Source organism: Streptomyces sp. NPDC002125 (assembly GCF_053593715.1).
In genome coordinates, this window is record NZ_JBSFDD010000005.1 from 275,567 (window position 1) to 295,167 (window position 19,601).

The 19,601-nt window shown below is 69.6% G+C and carries 14 protein-coding genes; 5 read left to right on the forward strand and 9 right to left on the reverse strand.

Annotated elements, in window-relative coordinates; all coding sequences use genetic code 11:
• Positions 1-43 precede the first annotated feature (43 nt).
• The gene (locus tag ACWCQM_RS11940; protein WP_450915164.1) at positions 44-298 is read left to right on the forward strand and encodes a DUF6332 family protein; all 255 of its coding nucleotides are present in this window, start codon (positions 44-46) and stop codon (positions 296-298) included.
• Between the two features lie 79 nt (positions 299-377).
• Here ACWCQM_RS11940 and ACWCQM_RS11945 read toward each other — a convergent pair whose 3' ends face one another.
• From ACWCQM_RS11945 to ACWCQM_RS11975, 7 genes are all read right to left on the reverse strand, one after another.
• Positions 378-845: a PIN domain-containing protein gene (locus ACWCQM_RS11945; protein WP_450915165.1), complete on the reverse strand. Its 468-nt coding sequence runs from the start codon at positions 843-845 to the stop codon at positions 378-380.
• The gene (locus ACWCQM_RS11950) at positions 835-1,104 is read right to left on the reverse strand and encodes a type II toxin-antitoxin system Phd/YefM family antitoxin (RefSeq protein WP_450915166.1); all 270 of its coding nucleotides are present in this window, start codon (positions 1,102-1,104) and stop codon (positions 835-837) included. Before ACWCQM_RS11950 ends, ACWCQM_RS11945 begins: the two co-directional genes overlap by 11 nt.
• Before the next feature lie 144 nt (positions 1,105-1,248).
• Complete coding sequence (locus ACWCQM_RS11955; protein ID WP_450915167.1) at positions 1,249-5,964, reverse strand: caspase, EACC1-associated type; 4,716 nt, start codon at positions 5,962-5,964, stop codon at positions 1,249-1,251.
• Between the two features lie 3 nt (positions 5,965-5,967).
• The gene (locus ACWCQM_RS11960; protein ID WP_450915168.1) at positions 5,968-6,339 is read right to left on the reverse strand and encodes an effector-associated constant component EACC1; all 372 of its coding nucleotides are present in this window, start codon (positions 6,337-6,339) and stop codon (positions 5,968-5,970) included.
• A 154-nt stretch (positions 6,340-6,493) separates the two neighbouring features.
• Positions 6,494-7,384 carry an adhesin gene (locus ACWCQM_RS11965; RefSeq protein ID WP_450915169.1) on the reverse strand — a complete coding sequence of 297 codons (891 nt, stop codon included), beginning with the start codon at positions 7,382-7,384 and terminating at the stop codon, positions 6,494-6,496.
• 51 nt (positions 7,385-7,435) lie between these two features.
• Positions 7,436-9,256 (reverse strand): MFS transporter, encoded by a 1,821-nt coding sequence (locus tag ACWCQM_RS11970; RefSeq protein ID WP_450915170.1) that lies wholly within the window; start codon positions 9,254-9,256, stop codon positions 7,436-7,438.
• A gap of 198 nt (positions 9,257-9,454) precedes the next feature.
• Positions 9,455-12,172, reverse strand: coding sequence for a serine hydrolase (locus tag ACWCQM_RS11975; protein WP_450915171.1), 2,718 nt, complete (start codon positions 12,170-12,172; stop codon positions 9,455-9,457).
• Positions 12,173-12,366: 194 nt separating this feature from the next.
• Here ACWCQM_RS11975 and ACWCQM_RS11980 point away from each other — a divergent pair, with 194 nt between their 5' ends.
• From ACWCQM_RS11980 to ACWCQM_RS11990, 3 genes are all read left to right on the forward strand, one after another.
• Entirely contained in the window at positions 12,367-13,086 is a 720-nt protein-coding gene (locus tag ACWCQM_RS11980; RefSeq protein WP_073753335.1) for a GOLPH3/VPS74 family protein, read from the forward strand.
• A 239-nt stretch (positions 13,087-13,325) separates the two neighbouring features.
• Positions 13,326-14,183: a helix-turn-helix domain-containing protein gene (locus tag ACWCQM_RS11985; RefSeq protein ID WP_450915172.1), complete on the forward strand. Its 858-nt coding sequence runs from the start codon at positions 13,326-13,328 to the stop codon at positions 14,181-14,183.
• Positions 14,184-14,385: 202 nt separating this feature from the next.
• Positions 14,386-14,589: a DUF397 domain-containing protein gene (locus ACWCQM_RS11990; protein WP_450915173.1), complete on the forward strand. Its 204-nt coding sequence runs from the start codon at positions 14,386-14,388 to the stop codon at positions 14,587-14,589.
• An 84-nt stretch (positions 14,590-14,673) separates the two neighbouring features.
• Here the strand turns inward: ACWCQM_RS11990 and ACWCQM_RS11995 are convergent, their stop codons facing one another.
• Together ACWCQM_RS11995 and ACWCQM_RS12000 are read right to left on the reverse strand one after the other, a co-directional pair.
• A complete protein-coding gene (locus ACWCQM_RS11995; RefSeq protein WP_450915174.1) occupies positions 14,674-17,040 on the reverse strand; it encodes a tetratricopeptide repeat protein in 2,367 nt (788 codons plus the stop codon).
• Positions 17,037-17,450, reverse strand: coding sequence for a hypothetical protein (locus ACWCQM_RS12000; RefSeq protein ID WP_450915175.1), 414 nt, complete (start codon positions 17,448-17,450; stop codon positions 17,037-17,039). The genes ACWCQM_RS11995 and ACWCQM_RS12000 overlap by 4 nt, the downstream gene beginning before the upstream one ends.
• 510 nt (positions 17,451-17,960) lie before the next feature.
• On the opposite strand from ACWCQM_RS12000, the gene ACWCQM_RS12005 reads away from it, so the two are divergent.
• A complete protein-coding gene (locus ACWCQM_RS12005; protein WP_450915176.1) occupies positions 17,961-19,541 on the forward strand; it encodes a sodium:solute symporter family protein in 1,581 nt (526 codons plus the stop codon).
• The last annotated feature ends 60 nt before the right edge of the window (positions 19,542-19,601 follow it).

Sequence of the window (19,601 nt, forward strand, 5' to 3'; positions counted from 1 at the left end):
CATCACGGGTGCCAGGACGTGACGGTGATGCCAGACTCCCGGCATGGACATGGGGCGTGAGTCGCGGTGGGAGAAGGATGCGATGACGGTGGAGATCGTCTTCGCCCTGGTGACCGCTGCCGCCCTGGCCGCGGCGGTCTTCGCCGTCGCTCTGGCCCTGACTCTCGTCCTCGGCCTCTCCGGTCCGGCGTCCCGAGGCGTACTGACGGGGGGAGCCCTGGCCGGCGCGGCGGCCGGGCTGTGGCGTCTGGTGCGGGTGCTGTACCGCTTCGACGTGGAGCGCCGTAAGGGCCACTGACGGCAAGGCGGCATCGGTACTCGTTCAGCGGCTGAGGTGCTCGGGCGGACCGTGCGCATCGTCGCCTGAGGTTCCGACGTCAGTCCTCGTGCGGCAGTTTCGGGCGGGTGACCGGTACGACGGTGAGCAGGTCGTCCAGTCCCTTGAAGTCGTCGGGATTCGTGGTGAACAGGGGAAGCTCCTCGGCCACGGCGATGGCGGCGATCATCAGGTCGGCCACCCGGCGGCGCGGCTTGCGGCCCGCGCTGATCACCGCCGCGCAGATGCGGCCGTAGACGCGTGCGGCGTCGGCATCGAAGGGGATGGGGTCGAACTCGTTCTCGGCGCGCTGGAGGACGTCGAGCCTGCGGGCGCGTTCGACGTGTTCGTCGTAACCGCTCTGTTCGTCGTTGCGACGGACCTCGTGCGGGCCGGCGGACAGCTCCGCCAGGGTGATCGCAGTGATCGCCATCTGGTCCGGGAGTTCCTCCGGGACCACCCACCGGCGCAAGATCATGATGTTGGTATCGAGAATTCCTCGCTCGTACGTCGAGCGGTCAGCGGGCATAGGGGTCGTCCAGGTAGGTGTCCGCCGTTGCGTCCTGGTCGGCGCGGAAGGTCTCGGAGTCGACGCCCGGAGCCGTCCTGGACATCGCTGTGAACTCCTGGCGGGAGACGAACCGCCGTCGTCGCCGCAGCGGGATGAGCTCACCGACCGGGTGCCCGTCGCGCGTGACGGTGAACGACTGGCCGCCCTGTATCGCGTCCATGATCTCTCGGGACCGGTTGCGCAGATCCCGCTGGGTGATTTCGGGCTGAACGCTCATATCACCACCGTAGCACCCTGTGCCACCGTGTGGCACGAGAGCGTCCCACGCCTGCCGCGCCGGGCGGACGGGCGCCCTGACCGGTATTGCTGCCGGCGTGGACCCCGTCCGATGGCCTCCGCGGCGCACAAGGTACTGCCGGGCCTACCGGGCGTTCAGGGTGGTCTTCAGGCTCATCAGGCGCTCGTGCCATGTGCAGACCAGCTCGTGGAAGCCGCCCGCGCTCCGGCTGCGAGCCGAGTGCAGCCGGGACTCCGCGAGGTTCAGCCAGCCGCGCCGCCCGCTCTCGCCCGGGAACGGCACCGCCGAGTCGGCGAGTTCGGCGGCCCAGGTGATGGTCTGGCCCCGCAGGAAGGCGGTGTCGACCTTCTCGCTCCTGCTCTGGCTCGTCTCCATCACCCTGCGTCCGTCGAAGCAGTTGTACGCACGCCAGGCGTCGACCAGGGCCTCCCTCTGCCCCCGCCGCTCCGCGCTGAGGATGGAACGGCGCAGATAGAGACTTCCCAGGGACTTCAGGACGTCGGTATCCGTGAAGTTCTCCTCCAGCAGGTCGTCGACCGCGAACGAATCGGACGGGTCCGTGGTGTCGTCCCACTCCTCCGTGTCCGCGTAGGCCGTGTCCTCGACGCCGGGCTCCCCTCCCGCCGGCTCCGCCGTCCCGTTCCGTCGTTCGTTCAGATGGCGGCCCATGTTGCCGACGTAGTCGTCGCCGATGAGCTCGGAGAACTTCGAGTCGGCCAGATCCCAGTCGACCGGCCTGTCCAGTTCGAGGGCGATGCGCGCCGACAGCAGCGACACCCGGTGGGCCTGCGAGTGGAGCCCGGCCACCTGCTGGAGGTAGTCCGCCGCCGTGCGCAGCGCGGTCACCCGGGCCTCGGCGGGCATCCCCGGCTCGTGGAGCGCCTGGCTCAGCAGGCACTCCGAGGCGTCGATGAGACCACGGCGGAAGCGGTCCCCGTCCCGCTCCTCCCGGGCCACCTTGGCGTACAGCTTCGCCGCCTCGCCGTACTCCCAGATGTACCGGTGGTACTTGGCGCGGGCCCGGTCGACGTCCTGGTTCCGGGGGAACGCCTCCTTCGCCTCGTCCAGGAGCTGCCACACCGGCGCGTGGTCCACCTCCTGCGGATGCTTGGCGAAGATCGCGGTCCAGTGCTGGTACTCACGGGTGAGCCTGTAGCGGGCGTCGTACAGCCCCCATGTCTTGCCGTAGACCCGCTCGTGGGCCTGGAGCGTCTTGGAGCGGAGCCGGTGCACCTGGTCCGCCCGCACATGCTCGGGAGAGCGGCCCGTGTTCCATCGCGCGTGCAGGGCCATCGACTTCGCCGCGACCGGGAGGCTGCCCTCCCTGCGCCAGTCGCTGTCCAGGCACCAGAGGTGCAGCAGGGCCAGCAGCTGGTTGCCGTACCGCACCTCCTGGCCGCTCTCCAGCCAGGCGCGGACCTCCTCGACGGCCGCGGCGTACTCCGGGAGCAGGGTCCGTCCCCGGCCGCCACCGAACCAGTCCTGCTTGGTACGGAGCAGCCGGAGCCAGGTCCTGTACACCTGCCCGGAGGGGAACGCCTTCGCCACCTGACGGGCGATGTGGATACCGCGCTGGAGGTTCTGCCGTGCCGCGGGCAGGTCGTTGCGCTCCCGCAGCGCATAGGCCAGGAAGGCGTAGGCCTCGGCGAGTTCGATCATGTGATCCGCGTCGACGGCGCTGGCAGGACCGGTCTGCGCCGCGTTCCCCGTGTCCCGGCTCTGAAGCAGGGCGAGCACCTCCCGGGCGCCCGCGTACTGCAGCTCCGAGTCGGCGTGACGCGAGTGCACCTGGCGCAGGAAGCCGACGGCCTCGGACAGCAGGGACATCGCCCACTCGTCCCTGGGGCCCCAGGCCTCCTCCAGCGCGAACATGGTCTTCTCCGCGAGGTCCAGACGCTCCCGGTCGTCCCGGATCTCCTGCGCGTACGCGTGCCCGCTCATCAGGAGGTTGTGCGTCCACTGCTGGAGACGGTCGGGCATCCCGACAGCCAGCAGCGTGTTCTCGCGTGCGAGGCCGTACGCCGAACGCAGGGCCAGACGCCGCTCGCCCGCCGTCACCGCCGTCGCCCGGCGCAGCCCCGCCAGACGGTAGTTGAGCCAGTTCCGGGTCTGGCGCGCCCGTGCGTCCGGCGCCGGGGGCAGCGCGTCGAGGAGCCGCTCCACCAGCACGAGCGTCCGGCCGGCGCCCTCCCTGTCGTCGGCCGTGACCTGGGCGGCGCCCGTGTTGAGCGTCCAGGAGATGGACCAGAGCAGGTGGTTCAGCCGGAATTCGTCCCGGTTCTCGACGGCGGCCGCCAGTTGCCGCGCCAGCCTCTCCCGGGCGGGGACGATCTCCGCGAACACGCGGTACCGCCGCGCCCCGTGGAAGCCGCACTGGTCGACCGCGCGCAGCACGTGCCAGGGCGTGGCCTCGCCGCACGCCTCCAGCAGGGACACGGCGTACTCGAAGACGGCGAGGAACCTCGTCCCCGACTCGGGATCCGACGCCGAGGCGCGGGAGGCGAGGTTGAGGCGCCCGGCCGCGGCGTACAGCTCGCCGATGCGCTCCCACGGCCGCAGGTCCCCGCCGCTCGCGGAGGACCCCGGGCCGCCCGCCTCGGAGGTGACCGGGACGGCTGCCGTGTCCGGCGGGACGGACGTCAGCCCGGCGGGCGGGGCCGCGTCGATCGTCTGCGCCACCGGAAGCAGGAGCGCGTCGGTGTACTGGCTGTTGACGTACAGGCCGAGCAGATAGCGCAGCCCCGCCAGCGCGTCGGGGACATGGCAGTCCAGCCATCCCGTCGCCCTGCGCAGCACCTCGATGACCTGCGGCACCTCTTCCGAGGACCCGTCGGCCCGCCCGTCCGGCAGCACCGCGGACGCGAGCAGCCGGGACGCCGCCGTGAGCCGCTGGTCGAGATCGTCGAGCGCGCCGCTCACTCCGGTCTCGGCGGCGGAACGCACCGTACGACGCAGTTCGGACCTGAGCGCCTCCCGGCTGACCGGACTGATCTCCAGGCAGGGCACCGGGGGTGCGGCGTCGGCGGCCGGCCGCCATGGCACGAGGACGCCCTTGTTGAAGAGCACCCGCAGCACGTTGTGGGGCAGGCCGACCACCTGCAGGACGTCGACGGGCAGAGGCAGGTCGTTCATCACGCCCCATACGGTGAGGACGGCGTGCGCCTCGGTGCTCTCCGCACTCTCCAGCATGGACCAGGCCTTTTCCAGTGCACCGGCGATGGTCGGCTCAGCGGCCTCCATCAGCGCCTTGTCGAAGTCCTCGGGCGGGACTTCCTGTGCCGCCCCGGAGGCCGTGTCACGCCCTGCGAGGAAGCTGTCGAAGTCGTCGTCGCGGTGGTCACTGGCCACCAGACGGACGGCGCGCTCGACGATCCCGGGGCGGCGGACTATCTCGTCGTAGCTGACGAGTTGCAGCGCCTCGACGTCCGTGACGAGATTCTCCGCGGTGAGCCAGTCGCCGATCAGCCGCAGCGCGTCGGGTGTGGTCAGCGCGGGTACGGGGAAGGGCTGCGGGCGCCAGCGCCCCTCGTCGAACTCGACGGGATCGGTGCTCTCCACGATGACCGCGGCCCGCTTGAAGACATCGTGCCTGAGCAGCTCGTCGAGCTCATGCTTGAGTTCGGTGCGGCCCAGATCGATCTGGGAGGCCTTGATCACGAGGATCAGGCTCCTGCCCTTGACCTGCCGGGGCAGCACGAGGTCGAGCAGGCGATCGGTCCTGGGCTCGGAGACCGCCGAGATCTCGCTGTCCTCCAGGGTCTGGTGCAGCGCTCGCGCGATCGCCTCCATCAGGGGTCTCTCGGCCGCCGAGCTGGGCTCGATCTCCAGCACCACGGGCGGGAGGGACAGCTGGCTCCAGGTGTCCGACTGCGCGACGAGCGCGGTGAGCAGGGCGGACTTGCCCACCTGCTCCGGGCCGGTGACGGGCAGGACGCGGCCCGTGCGCACCAGCCGGCCGGCCTTGCCCAGCAGCTCGTCGCGGCCGATGAAGGGAGTCGGCATCGGCAGCGGGTCCGGGCCCAGATACCGGATCTTCTCGGCGCGCGAGGAGCCCCGGGCACCATCGCTCGACGGCGGCCCCGAGAGCTCGGCGGCCTCGTAGGACTCCACGTACCCGCAGTTCTTCACCCAGGGCAGCTCGCCCACCGGAGAGCTGTTGGTGACCGGCGGGGGATACCCCTCATCTTCGAGCAGCACGGTGATCCGGGCCAGGAGCTGCGCCGGGCTCCAGAACTCCTGGTCGGCGGGGCCGCCCTTCGCGAGGCAGCTGATGAGGGCGCGGCCGAAGGCCGTGAACTCCTGCCCCTGGGGCGACTTGGCCGTCCTGTTCGCCTCGCAGGCCGCGATGACATGGCAGCCCTCCGGCGGTTCACCGGCGACGTGCTGCTCGAAGGGCAGAGAGCCCATGGCCAGCCCGGCGTGGCAGCAGTCGATCAGCACGATCTTGCTCTTCGCGCGTCCCGAGTTCACCGCCTCCATCAGCTCGGCGAAGTCGAGCATGGTGCTCGGCTCGCCGGCCTTGGAGTACGGGAGCGGCAGCAGGAGCCGGCTCTTGCCGTTGACCCCGTGACCCGCGAAGTAGAGGACGAAGGTGTCCTCGGCCGCCTGGGAGGCCTCCCGGACCACTTCCAGCAGTTCCTCGCGGGTGCAGTCGTTCGCCATGACCAAGTCGCTGTGGCCGAAGCTGATCCCCCACACGTCCTGATCGCGCAGCAGACCCCTGATCTGCTTGGCCGTGCGCTCGACCGCGTCGAGATCGGTGAAGGCGCCGTCGGTGAAGGTGCCGGACGCGATCAGAACGGCTCGCGATGCGTCGGCCCTGGGCAGCTCGGTCGTCATGAACTACTCCAGCGAACCGCGCAGTTCACGAAGAGCGGCTTCGGCGGTCTCGGGATCGCGCGCCTCGATGGTCACCGTCCTCGTGCCGTCGGGAGCGTCGACGCGCTCGATCCGGAGCGCCGGCCTGTCCTCCACCGGGCGGGGGTCGTTCCCCGATCTCCAGTAGTCGATGATCGACTGCGCCAGTACGCCGATGAGCCCCGAGTCGATCGTGAACTGCAGGCAGTCCATGAGCAGCCCCATGTCGCCGGGGCGCGTGGGCGCGTGCTCGCGCGCGATCAGCACACGGCGCAGCGCGCGTTCCGATCGGAGCCACTCCTCGAGCGCCTCCAGGTCGTGCGCGTTCGCGTCCACAAGACGAAGCTGGATCTGCACTTGCCCCCCTGAGCCACGATCCGTCAAGTACCGAACGTTACCAGCCGAGATGCGGCATGAGAGCTGCTTCACATCGTTTTCCGGCCACCGGGGGGGCGGCCACCGGACGGGCGTACGGCGGCCGGAGAACCGCCTCCGCGCATGACGTGGTGCGTCAGCGGCAGGACGCCTTGACCTGCGCCGCCGCGTGGTGCGCGCCGACCAGCGCCGTGTCGCCCCAGTCCCGGCCCCGGTCGGTCAGATGCACGGCAAAGGTGTCGCCCTTGACCGGGTAGGTGCCGACGGCGACGGCGCTCCCCCGGTGCTCGGGCTGGCGCACCGAGAAGCCCGTGTAGGCGGAGTCCGGGTCGTGCGGGTCGGAGAGGACCCGGTAGACGGAGGGGTCGCCCGCCACGTCCTTGTCGCGGACGCTGCGGGGCACGAAGACCGTCAGGGCGCACTCGCGGAACCCGTCGCCGAGCCGCCAGGACCAGACGGCGCTGCTCCCCCGCTCCTCCGCCGGACTCCCCGACATGGGGACGGCGCTGAACCGCCCGTCGCACGAACTGCCCTCGAAGCCGCCCGACTCCACCGTGTACCAGCCCGCGTCGCCGCTCTCGAAGCGCCCGTGCTCCGCGTAACCGCCAGTGGTGCAGCCGGGTCCGGCCCACTCCGAGAAGCGGTAACGGCCCGTCTGGGCAGGGGGCTCGGACGGGGCCTCACCGGGCAGCCCCGGGTCTGCGGGGACGATCCGGGTGGGTGCCCCGCCGCCGATCGGTGCCGGTACGGCGCCCGCGCGGCCCGCGGCCTCGGGGCGCCCCGCGCCCTCCCCCGCTCCGGTGGCGAGCAGGGACACGGCGGTGGCCAGGCTCCCCACGGCCACCACGACCCCCGCCGCGAGCAGTGCCTTCCGTCGCCGGGGCAGCACGGAGACCCGGCCCATCAGCGTCTCCCGCGCGATCCAGGAACCGCTGCCTCCCGGCGAGCGCGCCACGGAACCGCACCGGGGGCAGGCCAGGCCCGGCAGCCGGCCGATGTGTTCCGTGCCGCACTGTTCGCACCTCATGGCAGGACACCTTGCCAGTGCCGCCCTCCCCGAGGGAGAGGTACCGCACGATCAGCGAAGTTCCTCCGGACACGGCGTCCCCGGCTGGAGCTGATAGGGGGCCGCCAGCCGGTAGACCCCGGGGCGCGGGGCCAGGAGTTCCGTCCACTCGTCGCCGTCGCCGTCCTCGTCCACCTTGATCAGGCAGCCATGGGCGTTGGTGAAGTCCTTGGGGGCGTTCCCGTCGTCCGCCGAACGCTTCTTGGACTCCTCGGTCTCCTGCGGACGCTCCACGCTCTTGCCCTCGCCGTCCACGAGGGCGAGCCAGCGGGAGTAGGGGATGCGGATCAGGACACGGCCCGCCGACCGCACCCGGATCGTCAGCTCGTCGGCGCCCGCCTTCTCCACCGTCGCGGGCGGATCGGCGAGCGGCACCGGGTCCATGACCCGGAACAGCTTCCAGTTGGCGTCGCTCCAGACCGCCCGCAGATACGGCAGGCCCTTCTCGACGAGCCCCGCCTCCTGCTCCGCCCCGGAGTCCGGCTTCCCGGTGGGCAGCACCACGTAGTGCACGGCCCAGCGGTCCAGCCACTCCCGGTAGTTCACGGCGTCGAGGGTGTCGTCGTAGAAGAGCGGGTTGCGCTTCATGTCGGCCTGTCTGTTCCAGCCGCGCGCCAGATTCACGTACGAGTCGAGCGCCGACGCCTCACGGTGGCTGCTGGCCGGGACCACCTCGACCCGGCCCCGCTCCGCACCGGCCTTCTGGAGCTGGTTGACCAGGGGGGCCAGCTCGCGGTTCCAGGAGGCGGTGGGGGCGGTACGGACGATGTCGTCGACGCCCTTGAAGCCGATCCAGAAGTTCAGGCCGGCGAAGGCGATGACCAGCGCGTACCAGCGGCGGGTGCGCGGTGCCGTGTACGGGAGCGCGGCGAACAGCACGACCCCGGCGAACAGCATCGCCATGCGCGAGACGTTCGAGCCGATCTGCGAGTCGACCACATAGGTGAGGAGCGTCCCGACGCCGTACACCGCGGCGGCCGTGCGCACGGTGTACCAGTCCCGGGGCACGAGCACGAACACCAGGACGGCGAAGGCGAACGGCAGGGACAGGGTCCCGAGCGACATCGGCTGCGTACCGGAGAAGGGGAACAGCCACGCCGACAGCACCACGACCACGACCGGCGGCAGGCCGATGGCGTACGCCCCGGGGCGCCGTTTGTTCAGGAAGAGCGCGGCGGCGACCACGCCGAGGAAGAGCCCGGCCACCGGACTGCCCGCCGTCGCCAGCGCGGCGAGCGGTGCGGCGACGACGGCCTTCGCCCAGCGCCGGTAGCGCCAGCGGTGGGGCCAGCAGAAGACCGCGGCCACCGCTCCCAGGGCGAACATCATGCCGAGCCCGAACGTCACGCGCCCGGACAGGGCGTTGCACAGGTACGCGAAGACCCCGGCGAGCGCGCACGCCAGGGGATTGCGGACGGCGGGCACCCTGACCAGGATCAGCGCGGTCAGCGCCGAGGACACTGTGCCCGCGATCATCATCGTCGTACGGACCCCGAGCACCGACATCAGATACGGCGAGACCACGCTGTACGAGACGGGGTGCATGCCCCCGTACCAGGCGAGGTTGTACGCCGTGCCCGGGTGGCGGCCGACGAACTCGGCCCAGGCGTCCTGGGCGGCGATGTCGCCGCCGCTGTTCGCGAAGAAGAAGAACCAGAGCAGATGCGCGACCGCGGCGATCGCGGCCGTCAGCAGCACGGGATGGCGCAGGACCCGGCTCCGTATCGAGCGGTCCGGCCCGCTGTCGCCCCTGTCGGGCTGGGCCGGAATCCGGAGGGAGACCCCTTCGGTCAGCGGACCGTCCTTGGCCCGTGTCGGCTCAGCGGTGGTCACTGCGACTCTCCCCGTCCTTGCCCGGGCCTGCCGAACCGTCGATGCACCGCACGGCCTCATCCGTACCGAAGGACGCGTCCCGGCGCCCACTCGTTGCCCCTGGGACGCTAGCACGCGGTGTTTTCCCCGCGCTGCCCCATACCTGCCGACGGCCCCTGCCCCTCCGGGGGCCGGAGGGGCAGGGGCCGTGCGGGCCGGTCAGGTGATGCGGGTGAACTTGTCGCCGAAGCCCGGCTCCGTCATCCCGCTCTGGAGGGCGACGGGGACCGTGACCTTGCCCGTGCCGGTGCCGACCGTCACCTCGCCCACGACGGTGCCCGCCGCGGCCTGCTGCGCCGGGGTCTGCCCGCCGTCGGTCATCTTGAGATCGACCTCGAGCCCTCCCCAGCCGACCGCCTTCAGGTCCTTGGTGGCGACCACGGGCGTCCGGGTGCCGAAGCCGTTGTCGACGTAACCGACGACCTGCCCCTTCTTGACGACGGTGGCGGAGTCGACGCCCTTCTGGGCGGCCTTGATCAGCTTGAGGCTGCTCTGCAGGGCGCGCTGGAGCTTGGCGTCCAGGGTGCCGTCGACATCGGCGCCCATGACCGCGCCGATGATCCGGCGGGACTTGCCGTCGATGACCGTCTCGGCCGTCCAGACGAGGTTGCCGCCCGCCGGGGTCGAGGAGCCGGTCTTGATACCGCTGACTCCCGGCTGGAGCAGGATGTTGTTGTTGTTGTAGATCGTCTTGCCGATGCCGGGGATCTCGGCCTGCGGCATGTTCACGATCTCGCGGAACACGTCGTTCTGCATGACGGCCTTGGCCAGCTTGAGCTGGTCGGCCGGGGTGGACCGGGTGGTGGACTCGAGACCGCTCGGGTCCGTGTACACGGAGTCCGTCATCCCGAGGTCCTTCGCCGCCGCGTTCATCTTCTCGACGAACGCCTTCTCGGTGGTCGCGTCCCAACGGGCCAGCAGTCGGGCCACGTTGTTCCCGGAGGGGATCATCAGCAGCTGGAGCATCTGGCGCTCCGTGTACTTCTGGCCCTCCTTGATGGACGCCGTCGACTCGTCCGGACGGTTGGCCTCCTCGCCGGCCTTCGCGTCGACCACGATCTGGTCACCGTTCTCCTTGCCGGTGATCGGGTGGCCCTGGAGGATCACGTACGCCGTCATGATCTTCGCGACGCTCGCGATGGGCGCGGACTTCTGCGCACCGTACGAACCGATGGTGCCGACGCCCTCGACCTCGACGGCACCCTGTCCCTCGTCCGGCCACGGCATGTCCAGCTTCTCGCCGCCGAAGGTGTACGTCGGGGAGGCGGAGAGCGTCAGCGTGGGCTCGGGGAGCGGGCGTACCGCCTGCGCGATCGCAAAGATGATCACGACGAGCAACAGCAGCGGCGTCCAGATCTTGACCCGCCGGACAGCGGTGCGGACCGGTGTCTCCGGGGGCGGCGGGGTGTTCGTGAGCTCGGCGAGCAGGTCGAGCGGAGGCTTGGGCGGCATGGGCTGCTGCCTGGTCCGCTCGGCCTCGGTGAGCCCGGCCCCGGGGGCACCGGGGGTGCCGGGGGCCGCCGAGACGTCCGGGGTCACGGTGGGGCCGACGACGGGCGCGGGGCGTACGTCGTCCGAGCGCAGCGGGACGAACTTGCTGGTCCGCTCGGCGGGGGCCTCGGGGGCGTCGGAGCTCTTGGCCGCCCAGGTGGGCTTCCGGGTGCTCTCCTCCGGGGCGCTCTCCTTCGAGGCGCTCCCCTTCGAGGCGCTCTCCTTCGGGGGGATCTTCAGCGCGGTCGTGGGCTGGTCGACCTGCTGGGGCCGGAGCGCCTTGAAGACCGTGGTCGGATGATCGATTCCTCGCTGGTCACTCTCGGGCTCGGCCTCGTCGGAGAGCTCGGCCTCGCCCCGCGCGGCGGGGGCAGCCGCCTTGTCGTCGACGCTCGGCTTGCCGGCGTCGACCGCTGCATCGCTCTCGTCGACCGAGTCGGACGTGTCGGTCTCAGCCGTGTTATCGGCCTTGTCGGCCTTGTCGGCCTTGGCCGTCTCGTCCTGCGCCGAGGACTCCTCGCGGGTCTTCGGGATGCGCGGGGCCTCGGCCGGGGCGCCGCCGCTTCCGGCGGGGGTGGTGCCGGCCGGTGCGTCGTCCTCGCCGGCCGGGACCGCGTCGGCCGCGGCGTCGTCGGCCGGGTCTTCGCTCTCGGCGTCCGACGGAGCGTCGACGACGGCGTCGGCCGCCTTGCCGTCGCCCTCGGCAGCCTTGCTCCCGCCGTCGGCCCTACCGCCCTGACCTGCTTCTTCGGCATCGTCCCCGGTCGCGACCCATGCCGCGACAGCGGCCCGCAGCCGGGAGTCGGTCGGCGCGGAACCGGAGGGGGAAGCGGAACCGGCCTCGGGCTGCTCGTCCGGCTCAGCGCCGGGCTCGGGCGCGTCGGACTCGGACGCGTCAGCGTCGGCACCCGCAGCGGGCTCGGCATCGGCGTCGGAAGCGGCCTGCGGCTCGGCGTCCGCCCTCACGTCCGCCTCCGCCCCCGCGTCCGGCTCCGCGTCCGGCTGCGAACCGGCCTCCCCGCCGTCACCCGCCTCCGCGGTCACGTCCACCGCGTCCGCGCCCGCTGGCGCCGCGTCCGCCGTCGCGGGCGCTCCCTCCGCCTCGTCGGCCTCCGGAGCCTCCACGGGGCCCTCAGAGGCCCCCTCTGCGCCCTCCCGGACCCCCTGAGCACCCTCGGGCGCCCCGAACTCCTCGGAGCGCGGCAGACGGAAGACCGCCGTCGCGTCGTCCTTCGCGGCGTCCGTCGCCCCGCCCGCCGTACTCCCGCCCGCCGAGGCGACCGGTTCACGGAGGACGGCGAGACGCGGATCGCGTTCCTCGGCCGTCCCCGAAGCCGTCCCCGACGACTTCCGCTGCTCCGACCTGTCGGGGGACTCGCCCGCCACCGATACCTCCTTGATGAGCCGCGGGGACTAGCCCGCACTGTCCGAACCATGTACCAGTGTCCTGTGTGAACCCCTGGCCGAGCCGCTAGACGAGAACGACATACCTAACGGTTCCCTTACAAAGCACCCAGGCACTCTCGACAGACCAATGTGAGAGGGGTCACCCTGTCATTCATCCACGCGGGGAGGCATGGATGGGCAGGAGCCGCAGAACAATTCCGGAGGAGCTTCTGCTGCTCGCTCTGGACCCGACCACGGGTACCACAGCGCAGCCGCAGTCGCTCGACCTCGGCCTGGCCGGGGCACAGCTAGTAGAGCTGGCTCTGGCAGGACGGATAGCCCCTGACGGGGATCGTATCGCCGTGGTGATGCCACGGCCGACAGGAGATCCAACTCTGGACTCCGCACTGGAACTGCTGCGCCGTCGTGGCAGTCCGGTTCGGGCGGTCCACTGGATCGGCGGGCCCCGACTGGGACTTCGCCAGATCTATCTCGCCCATCTGGAGCGGTGCGGCATGGTTCATGCCGTGGCGGGCCAGATGTGCGGAGTGCTGCCGACGACTCGCTACCAGGCGACGGACACGGCGATCAGCCGGGACATCAGAGCCCGGCTGGACAGTGCGATCCGCACCGGTGTACCGCCGGACCCGCGGACCGCGGCGCTCGCCGCACTGGCCCACGCGGTCGGACTCGGCAAGCACCTGTACCCCGGGAACGAGGGGCGCTCTTCGCGCTCCCGGCTCCGGGACCTGATCAGACACGACCCGATGGGCGGTCTCGTGGCGCATGCCGTGATGGACGTCCAGAACGGTGTGGCCGTCCAGCCGCGCCGCAATCAGCAGGCGGCAGGTGTGCCGTTGCAGCCGCAAGCGCAAGCGCGACGCGGAAGCATGGCGCACACCTCGGTCCACTGACAGCACGACCGCGCGGACAGTTGCGCGGAGTACCGAATACCGCCGCACCGACGTCCCCATGACCCGGTTCGGGAGCCGCACCAGGCGCGGGGCAGCCGGATCCACCGGCTGCCCCGCGCTGTTGCGTGCGCTGATCGCGTGTGGCCATTTCCCAGCGCGGCCGGTGCCCCGGGTGGCAATCTGCTGAGCAAGCAGATACGCACAGCTACAACAGCTGCATAGCCGGAGGTGCCGTCCCCGTGCCGACCAACGTCAATCCCACAGTCAGGCGACGCCGGCTGGGCCAGGAACTGCGCCGCCTCCGTGAGATCAAGGGCATGACGGCCGAGGAGGTCGCGGAGCGCCTGCTCGTCTCCCAGTCGAAGATCAGCCGCCTGGAGAACGGCCGGCGTTCCATCAGCCAGCGCGACGTGCGCGATCTCTGCGGGGTGTACGAGGTCGAGGACCACCGGGTCGTCGACTCGCTCATGCAGATGGCCAAGGACTCCCGCCAGCAGGGCTGGTGGCACGCCTTCGGCGACATCCCGTACAGCGTGTACATCGGGCTGGAGACGGACGCGGCGTCACTCCGGGTCTACGAGTCGCTGATCGTTCCCGGTCTGTTGCAGACACGCGAGTACGCCCAGGCGGTCATCGAGGGGATGTGGCCCGAAGCCACGCCCAGCGAGATCGACAAGCGCATCCAGATCCGCCTCAAGCGCCAGGACCGCCTCACCGATCCGGTCAACCCGTTGCGCTTCTGGGCGGTGATCGACGAGGCGCTGCTGCGGCGGATCGTCGGCAATCCGCAGACGATGCAGGCCCAGTTGCTGCATCTCGCCGAACTCAGCGAGCTCCCGCACGTGACCCTTCAGGTGCTCCCGTACGACGTGGGCGCGCACCCCGGCATGTACGGAAAGTTCGCCATCCTCGAGTTCCAGGAGGCGATGGACGCCAGCGTCGTCTACTTGGAGGGAGTCACGAGCGACCTGTACCTGGAGAAGGCCAATGACGTCCAGAGCTACGCGGTGATGTACGAGCACCTGCGGGCCAAGGCCCTGAGCGCGGAACAGTCACGCGACTTCATCGTCGCGGCTGCCGAGAGTTGCCACGCATAAGCAATTGTTACGGCACGAACGAAATGGAAGGGCGCAATATACGCCTGCACAGCACTTGCCAGGAAGGTCCCCAAAGAATGATTCACCCAAAGGGGTGAACGGCGCTCACCTTCGATGATGTCTCAGCGTAGCGTCGCCCCTGGAGTCGCTGACTCGCAGCGACTAAGACACAGGGCTCAACGGCCGCTCGATCATCGGAGGCATGCTGATGAAGCATGGCAAGCTGACAGAATGGACCAAGTCGTCCTATTCCGCTGTTAACGGGGATTGCGTCGAGATCAAGGCTGCGGGACGCAACACCGTGGCGGTGCGGGATTCCAAGGACCCCCAGACCGGGGTCCTCGGATTCACCGCCCCTAGCTGGACAGCGTTCCTGTCGGACATCAGCCGGTCTTCTCAGCGCTGAGACCGGCCCGGGGGCCGGTCACGTCACGAGACCGCCAGCCACGCCCTCTCGACTGGTCGCCGTCCTGGCCGAGAGGGTCGCTGCTCACTCAGGAGCGACCGAAAGACTGCGGGTCTTGACCGTCACAGGGTCATCAGCACCCAGCACCCGCTCGCACAGCGGAAGATTCAGGCGCGCGAGCGCCTGAGCCTCCGCCACCTCGCCGAAGGCCGCCAGAGAAGCGGCCAACCCCGTTCGATTCGTGAGCAGGTACGGGTGCTCCGCCCCCAGGGAACGCTCCTGCCCGCTCACCACGATCCTTGCCAAGGAGATCGATTCCTCCAGCGCCCCGCGCGCGGCCAGGATCCAGCTCAGAAGAACCGTCGCCGAGAGAACCAGTGGGTGTTCGGCACCCTGTACGCGCCGACGACCCGCCAGGGCCATGCGTGCAATCGGTTCCGCCTGCTCAAACCTGCCGAAGTGGTAGAGCCCGAAAGCGAAATTGTGGTGACTCACGACGGTCGCCAAAGCATCGGCACCAAGGACCTCCTCACAGAGCTCCATTGTTTCGGGCCCCGCAGAATCGAATTCCTCCACGGCACCTGCCATGGCCAGATATTCGATGAGCAATGCCCGGGCATAGAGGGTTTCGGAATGATTCTCTCCGAAAACCCTGCCTCGAACTTCCTGAGCTCTCCTCAGAGCGGCGACGCATTCCTCGAGCCGCCCCAATTGCCCCAGGGGCTCGTGGTAGGAAAGGACGCTCTGCAGGGTCTCCGGGTGTTCCTCACCGAGAACCCTTTCCCGCCCATCCAGTACTTTCCGATGAATACGTTCGGATTCCTCGAACCGTCCCAGCCTGAAGAGGGCCAAGGCCATGTCGTGTTGGGCACCGAGGGTGTGCGGGTGATCAGCCCCCAGGTGCGTTTCCGAGACCTTGGATGCCGCCTGAGCCACGTGCAGGGACGCGTAGTAGTCGCCGCCGGCGAATGCGTGCCGAGACAGCAAATTCGCGATGCCGACCACGTCAGCACCGGTGGCGGGGCCCTCCACCAGTCCCAGCATCCTCATCACGTGCGGAACAAGACCACGTACGCGGTCCAGTCCCGCTCCCCCGCTCACCTCGGCGGGAATCTCCGCTTCGAGCAGCCGCGCCGCCCCCTCGGTCAAGAGCGTCCGCTGCTCACTCGGCACGGCGGCCGCGACGCTGTCGAGCAGGACTCCGTGGGCCTTGACGCACCGCACGGCGCCGCCCCCCTCACCGACGTCGACAAGCGAGATCATGGAGTGGTCCAGGAGGCCTCGGAGCGCGGGCTCGACCCGGTCGCCGGGCAGCGGCGGATCCACGGCTCCCAAGTCGACAGCGCCTACGGACAAGGGGCGCAGCAGGGACAGCGGAACCGGATCGGAGCTCCAGCAGGAGAGCAGACGAAGGAGTGAAGCGCACTCGGGAAGGCCGTCGTCGGCCAGGGAACTCAGCGAGATCTCCCAAGTCCGCCCCACGAGTTGCCGGGCATTGCCCTCCGAACTTCCCGGCTCCGCTCCTCGGTCGATCAGTTCGGTGGGGTTCTCGTCGAGGTGTCGCCGGTAATCACTCATGGACCAGTTCTCCAAAAGCTGACGGGACAGAAATGATCCAGCCAAAGCCAGGGCGAGCGGGAGGCATTCGAGCCTCCGGGCCACCATCTCCGCCTCGCGCGGGGTACCGGTGGTCGGAGCGAGATCGTGCAGCACGAGTGCCGCGTCTTTCACCGGCAGCACGCCCACGGGGTGCAGCTCTGCCCCGTTCCATACGCGCGAGCCGCCCACGCGCGTGGTCACGACGACCGTTCCGCGGGTGCTGGATCTGAGCCATGCGCCTTCTTCGAGGGCTGCAGGATCATCTGCGTTGTCCAGAACCAAGAACCATGGCTGTGCCGAGTAGTTCAGGTAATGCCAGACGAGATCGGACGACGCCCGCCGCCCGTCATGTGCGGCGGCGAGCTCGGAAGTCTCCGCACCGCGATCAGCGGCCACGGCAAGCATTCCAGCACGGAGCGTGGCCCGCTCGGAGGCATTGACCCATAGGCCTATGCGATCGTCCCTGCCGGAGACGTTGTTGAAGAGGGTCTGCGCCACGGCGGTCTTGCCGCAGCCGCCCATCCCGTGCAGCACATGGACACCCCCGCCACCGTGCTCCACCGCCTCCGTCAGCCTGGCCATCAGATCGGTGCGGTCCCGGAGGATGCGCGGAGCCCTGCCCACGAGAGGGGTGCGGACGGAATCCGGCGCTGAAGTGCCGTAGGCCCAGGATGGTTGCGGCCGCACCACCGTTCGCCGCGCTGACGGCCCGAAGAGAGACACACCCGGCTCAGGTGCCTGGTGGTAGTGGTTCTCGGTGACGTACTGGTCGCCGGTCGTCTGATAGACACGGCCCTGCCCCGACGCCCGCCCGTGCACCGGGCGTTCGGCCTGCGGCTCGGGACCGCTCATCGCTCGGTGATGTGCTGATCGCGCCCCGCCTGGTAGACGCGGCCGCTCCCGGACGCTTCGGCACGCATCTGCACACTGTGCGGCGCGCCGTCCGCCTCGGGATCGAGCTCCAGCAGAATCCTGCGCAGGTCCTCGGCGATCTCCGGCCTCTCGCTGAGCAGACGTCGTACGCGGCCCGTCCACGCGTCGCGAAGCTCCTGCTCGGTCAGCTCGTCGCCGGTTTCCCTGGCCGTGAGCAGATCGTCGCGTGTCGCGTCCAGTTCGCCCTGAACACCGTCGGCGCGCGAGGGGTTGGCCCGTTGCCAGAGGGAGACGATGCCGTCCCGGGTCCTCTCCCAGGCGTCGGTGGCCATGAGTGTGACCACCGAGGCTCCCGCAGCCCGAGCCAGTTCGATCAACTGTGCGTCCATCCGCGCCCCCCAGTCCGTCGGCGCCCCGTGCAGCACCTGGTCAGGACAACCACACTATGCGTGGCGGCTCTCCGCTGTCAGGTGGAACCCGGGGAGAGGCAGCCCACCCTTACAGCGGCCAGGAGCGGCACACCGACCGCCCTGCGGTCGGCGCCGTCCGACAGGCTCAGTTCTCCCCCTTTTCCGGCCGCACGGGACCCGCATCCCGTGCGGTCGTTCTGCGTTCTCGGGCGTTCCTTGGTCTGTAGCGTCGGTCTCTGCACAGCCTGACGAAGTGCCCGCTCATCGTGTGGCCGTGGTCACGTTCACGACAACGCCCCGCAAGGTCAAGAACAAGTAAAATCGTTCGTCTTGCTGATCCGCGTTCACATCTCTGACCGAGAAAACCTTGACCGAGGGCCCGGACAAGCGGTTCAATCCCCGAAGCCCCGCTCCCGCACGGGGACCCGCTGAACGGCCGTACTGACGAAGTGCGTTCCCGTTCACAAGGCGGACCCCTGGAGGGGGCACATGAACAGTCTCGACTGGGCCGTGCTCATCGGCTACTTCGGTGTGATGGTCGCGATCGGACTCTGGTCGCACAAACGCGTGGACAACGTCAGCGACTTCTTCACGGCCGGCGGCAAGATGCCGTGGTGGCTGTCGGGCATCTCGCACCACATGTCCGGTTACAGCGCGGTGATGTTCACCGGTTACGCCGGTATCGCGTATCAGTACGGCGTCACGTCCTTCGTGACGTGGTCGCTGCCGATCGCCATCGGTATCGGCATCGGAGCGAAGCTCTTCGCGCCCAGGCTCAACCGGCTGCGCTCGCGGCTGCACGTCGCCTCGCCGCTGGAGTATCTGAAGAACCGTTACAACGTGCCCACCCAGCAGGCCCTGGCCTGGTCCGGGCTGCTGCTGAAGATCGTGGACGTCGGCGCCAAGTGGGCCGCCATCGCCACGCTGCTCTCCGTCTTCACGGGCATCACCCTCACCCAGGGCATCTTCATCACCGGCATCATCACGGCCGTCTACTGCACGGTCGGCGGCCTGTGGGCCGACGCGCTCACCGAGCTCGGGCAGTTCATCATCCAGCTCTTCGCCGGTCTGGCCATGCTGGTGATCGTCATGAGCAAGCTGGGCGGCTTCAGCTCGCTGTGGACGGTCTGGGACAAGCTGCCCGAGGGCCACACGGAGCCGACTGCCGGCCCGTACACCGTGACCTTCCTGCTGGCGTACCTCTTCATCAAGACCTTCGAGTACAACGGCGGCATGTGGAACCAGGCCCAGCGCTACATGGCCACGGACTCCGCACGGTCGGCGACCCGTTCCGCATACCTGTCCGCCGCTCTGTGGCTGATCTGGCCCGTGGTGCTCTTCTTCCCGATGTGGGTGGCCCCGCTGCTCGTCGAGGCCAAGAAGCCCGACGCGTCGGACAGTTACGCCCTGATGACCGAGCAGCTGCTGCCGCACGGTCTGCTCGGACTGGTCGTCGTCGGCTTCTTCTCGCACACGATGGCCATGTGCTCCTCCGACGCCAACGCCATCTCGGCGGTCTTCACCCGGGACATCGCGCCGGTCTTCTCCAAGGCGGCGCGCACCTGGAGCAACCGCAGCGGTCTGCTGGCCGCGCGGCTGTCCACGCTGGCCTTCCTCGGCCTGTCCATGGCACTGGCGACCCAGATCAACTCGCCGACGTTCAAGGACATCATCTCGGTCGTCATCAAGTGGGTGGCCGGTCTGATGGGCCCGATCGCGATCCCGTTCATGCTGGGCCTGCTGCGCAGGTTCCGGAGGTCCGGCCCGACGGCGGCGCTCACCAGCTGGGCGGCGGGGCTGCTCGCCTTCTACTTCACCAACTACAACTTCGACGGTTCGGTGAAGACGGACGTCGCGTTGCAGTACCAGGTGGCGCTGCCGCTCGCGATCTCGCTGGTGCTCTACGTCGTCATCGGCTTCATCAAGCCCGAGGACACCCCGGAGCGCGACGCGTTGATCGAGCAGATCAACTCGGACGACGGGGGCCCCGCCGGCGGAGCGGCGGCCGCGGGCATTCCGCTGCAGAAGGGGTCCGAGGGCACGGGTGTCCACGAAGGCGTGAGGGACTGACCCGTCCCCGGACGTCCCTGTGCGTGGGGACGTGCCGGGGACACAGGAACGGTGGGCGGG

What these genes read in the sequence shown, in the direction of transcription:
- ACWCQM_RS11940 (WP_450915164.1), top strand. Translation starts at nt 44, where the DNA reads ATGGACATGGGGCGTGAGTCGCGGTGGGAGAAGGATGCGATGACGGTG.
- ACWCQM_RS11945 (WP_450915165.1), bottom strand. Translation starts at nt 845, where the DNA reads ATGCCCGCTGACCGCTCGACGTACGAGCGAGGAATTCTCGATACCAAC.
- ACWCQM_RS11950 (WP_450915166.1), bottom strand. Translation starts at nt 1,104, where the DNA reads ATGAGCGTTCAGCCCGAAATCACCCAGCGGGATCTGCGCAACCGGTCC.
- ACWCQM_RS11955 (WP_450915167.1), bottom strand. Translation starts at nt 5,964, where the DNA reads ATGACGACCGAGCTGCCCAGGGCCGACGCATCGCGAGCCGTTCTGATC.
- ACWCQM_RS11965 (WP_450915169.1), bottom strand. Translation starts at nt 7,384, where the DNA reads ATGAGGTGCGAACAGTGCGGCACGGAACACATCGGCCGGCTGCCGGGC.
- ACWCQM_RS11980 (WP_073753335.1), top strand. Translation starts at nt 12,367, where the DNA reads ATGGGCAGGAGCCGCAGAACAATTCCGGAGGAGCTTCTGCTGCTCGCT.
- ACWCQM_RS11990 (WP_450915173.1), top strand. Translation starts at nt 14,386, where the DNA reads ATGCTGATGAAGCATGGCAAGCTGACAGAATGGACCAAGTCGTCCTAT.
- ACWCQM_RS11995 (WP_450915174.1), bottom strand. Translation starts at nt 17,040, where the DNA reads ATGAGCGGTCCCGAGCCGCAGGCCGAACGCCCGGTGCACGGGCGGGCG.
- ACWCQM_RS12000 (WP_450915175.1), bottom strand. Translation starts at nt 17,450, where the DNA reads ATGGACGCACAGTTGATCGAACTGGCTCGGGCTGCGGGAGCCTCGGTG.
- ACWCQM_RS12005 (WP_450915176.1), top strand. Translation starts at nt 17,961, where the DNA reads ATGAACAGTCTCGACTGGGCCGTGCTCATCGGCTACTTCGGTGTGATG.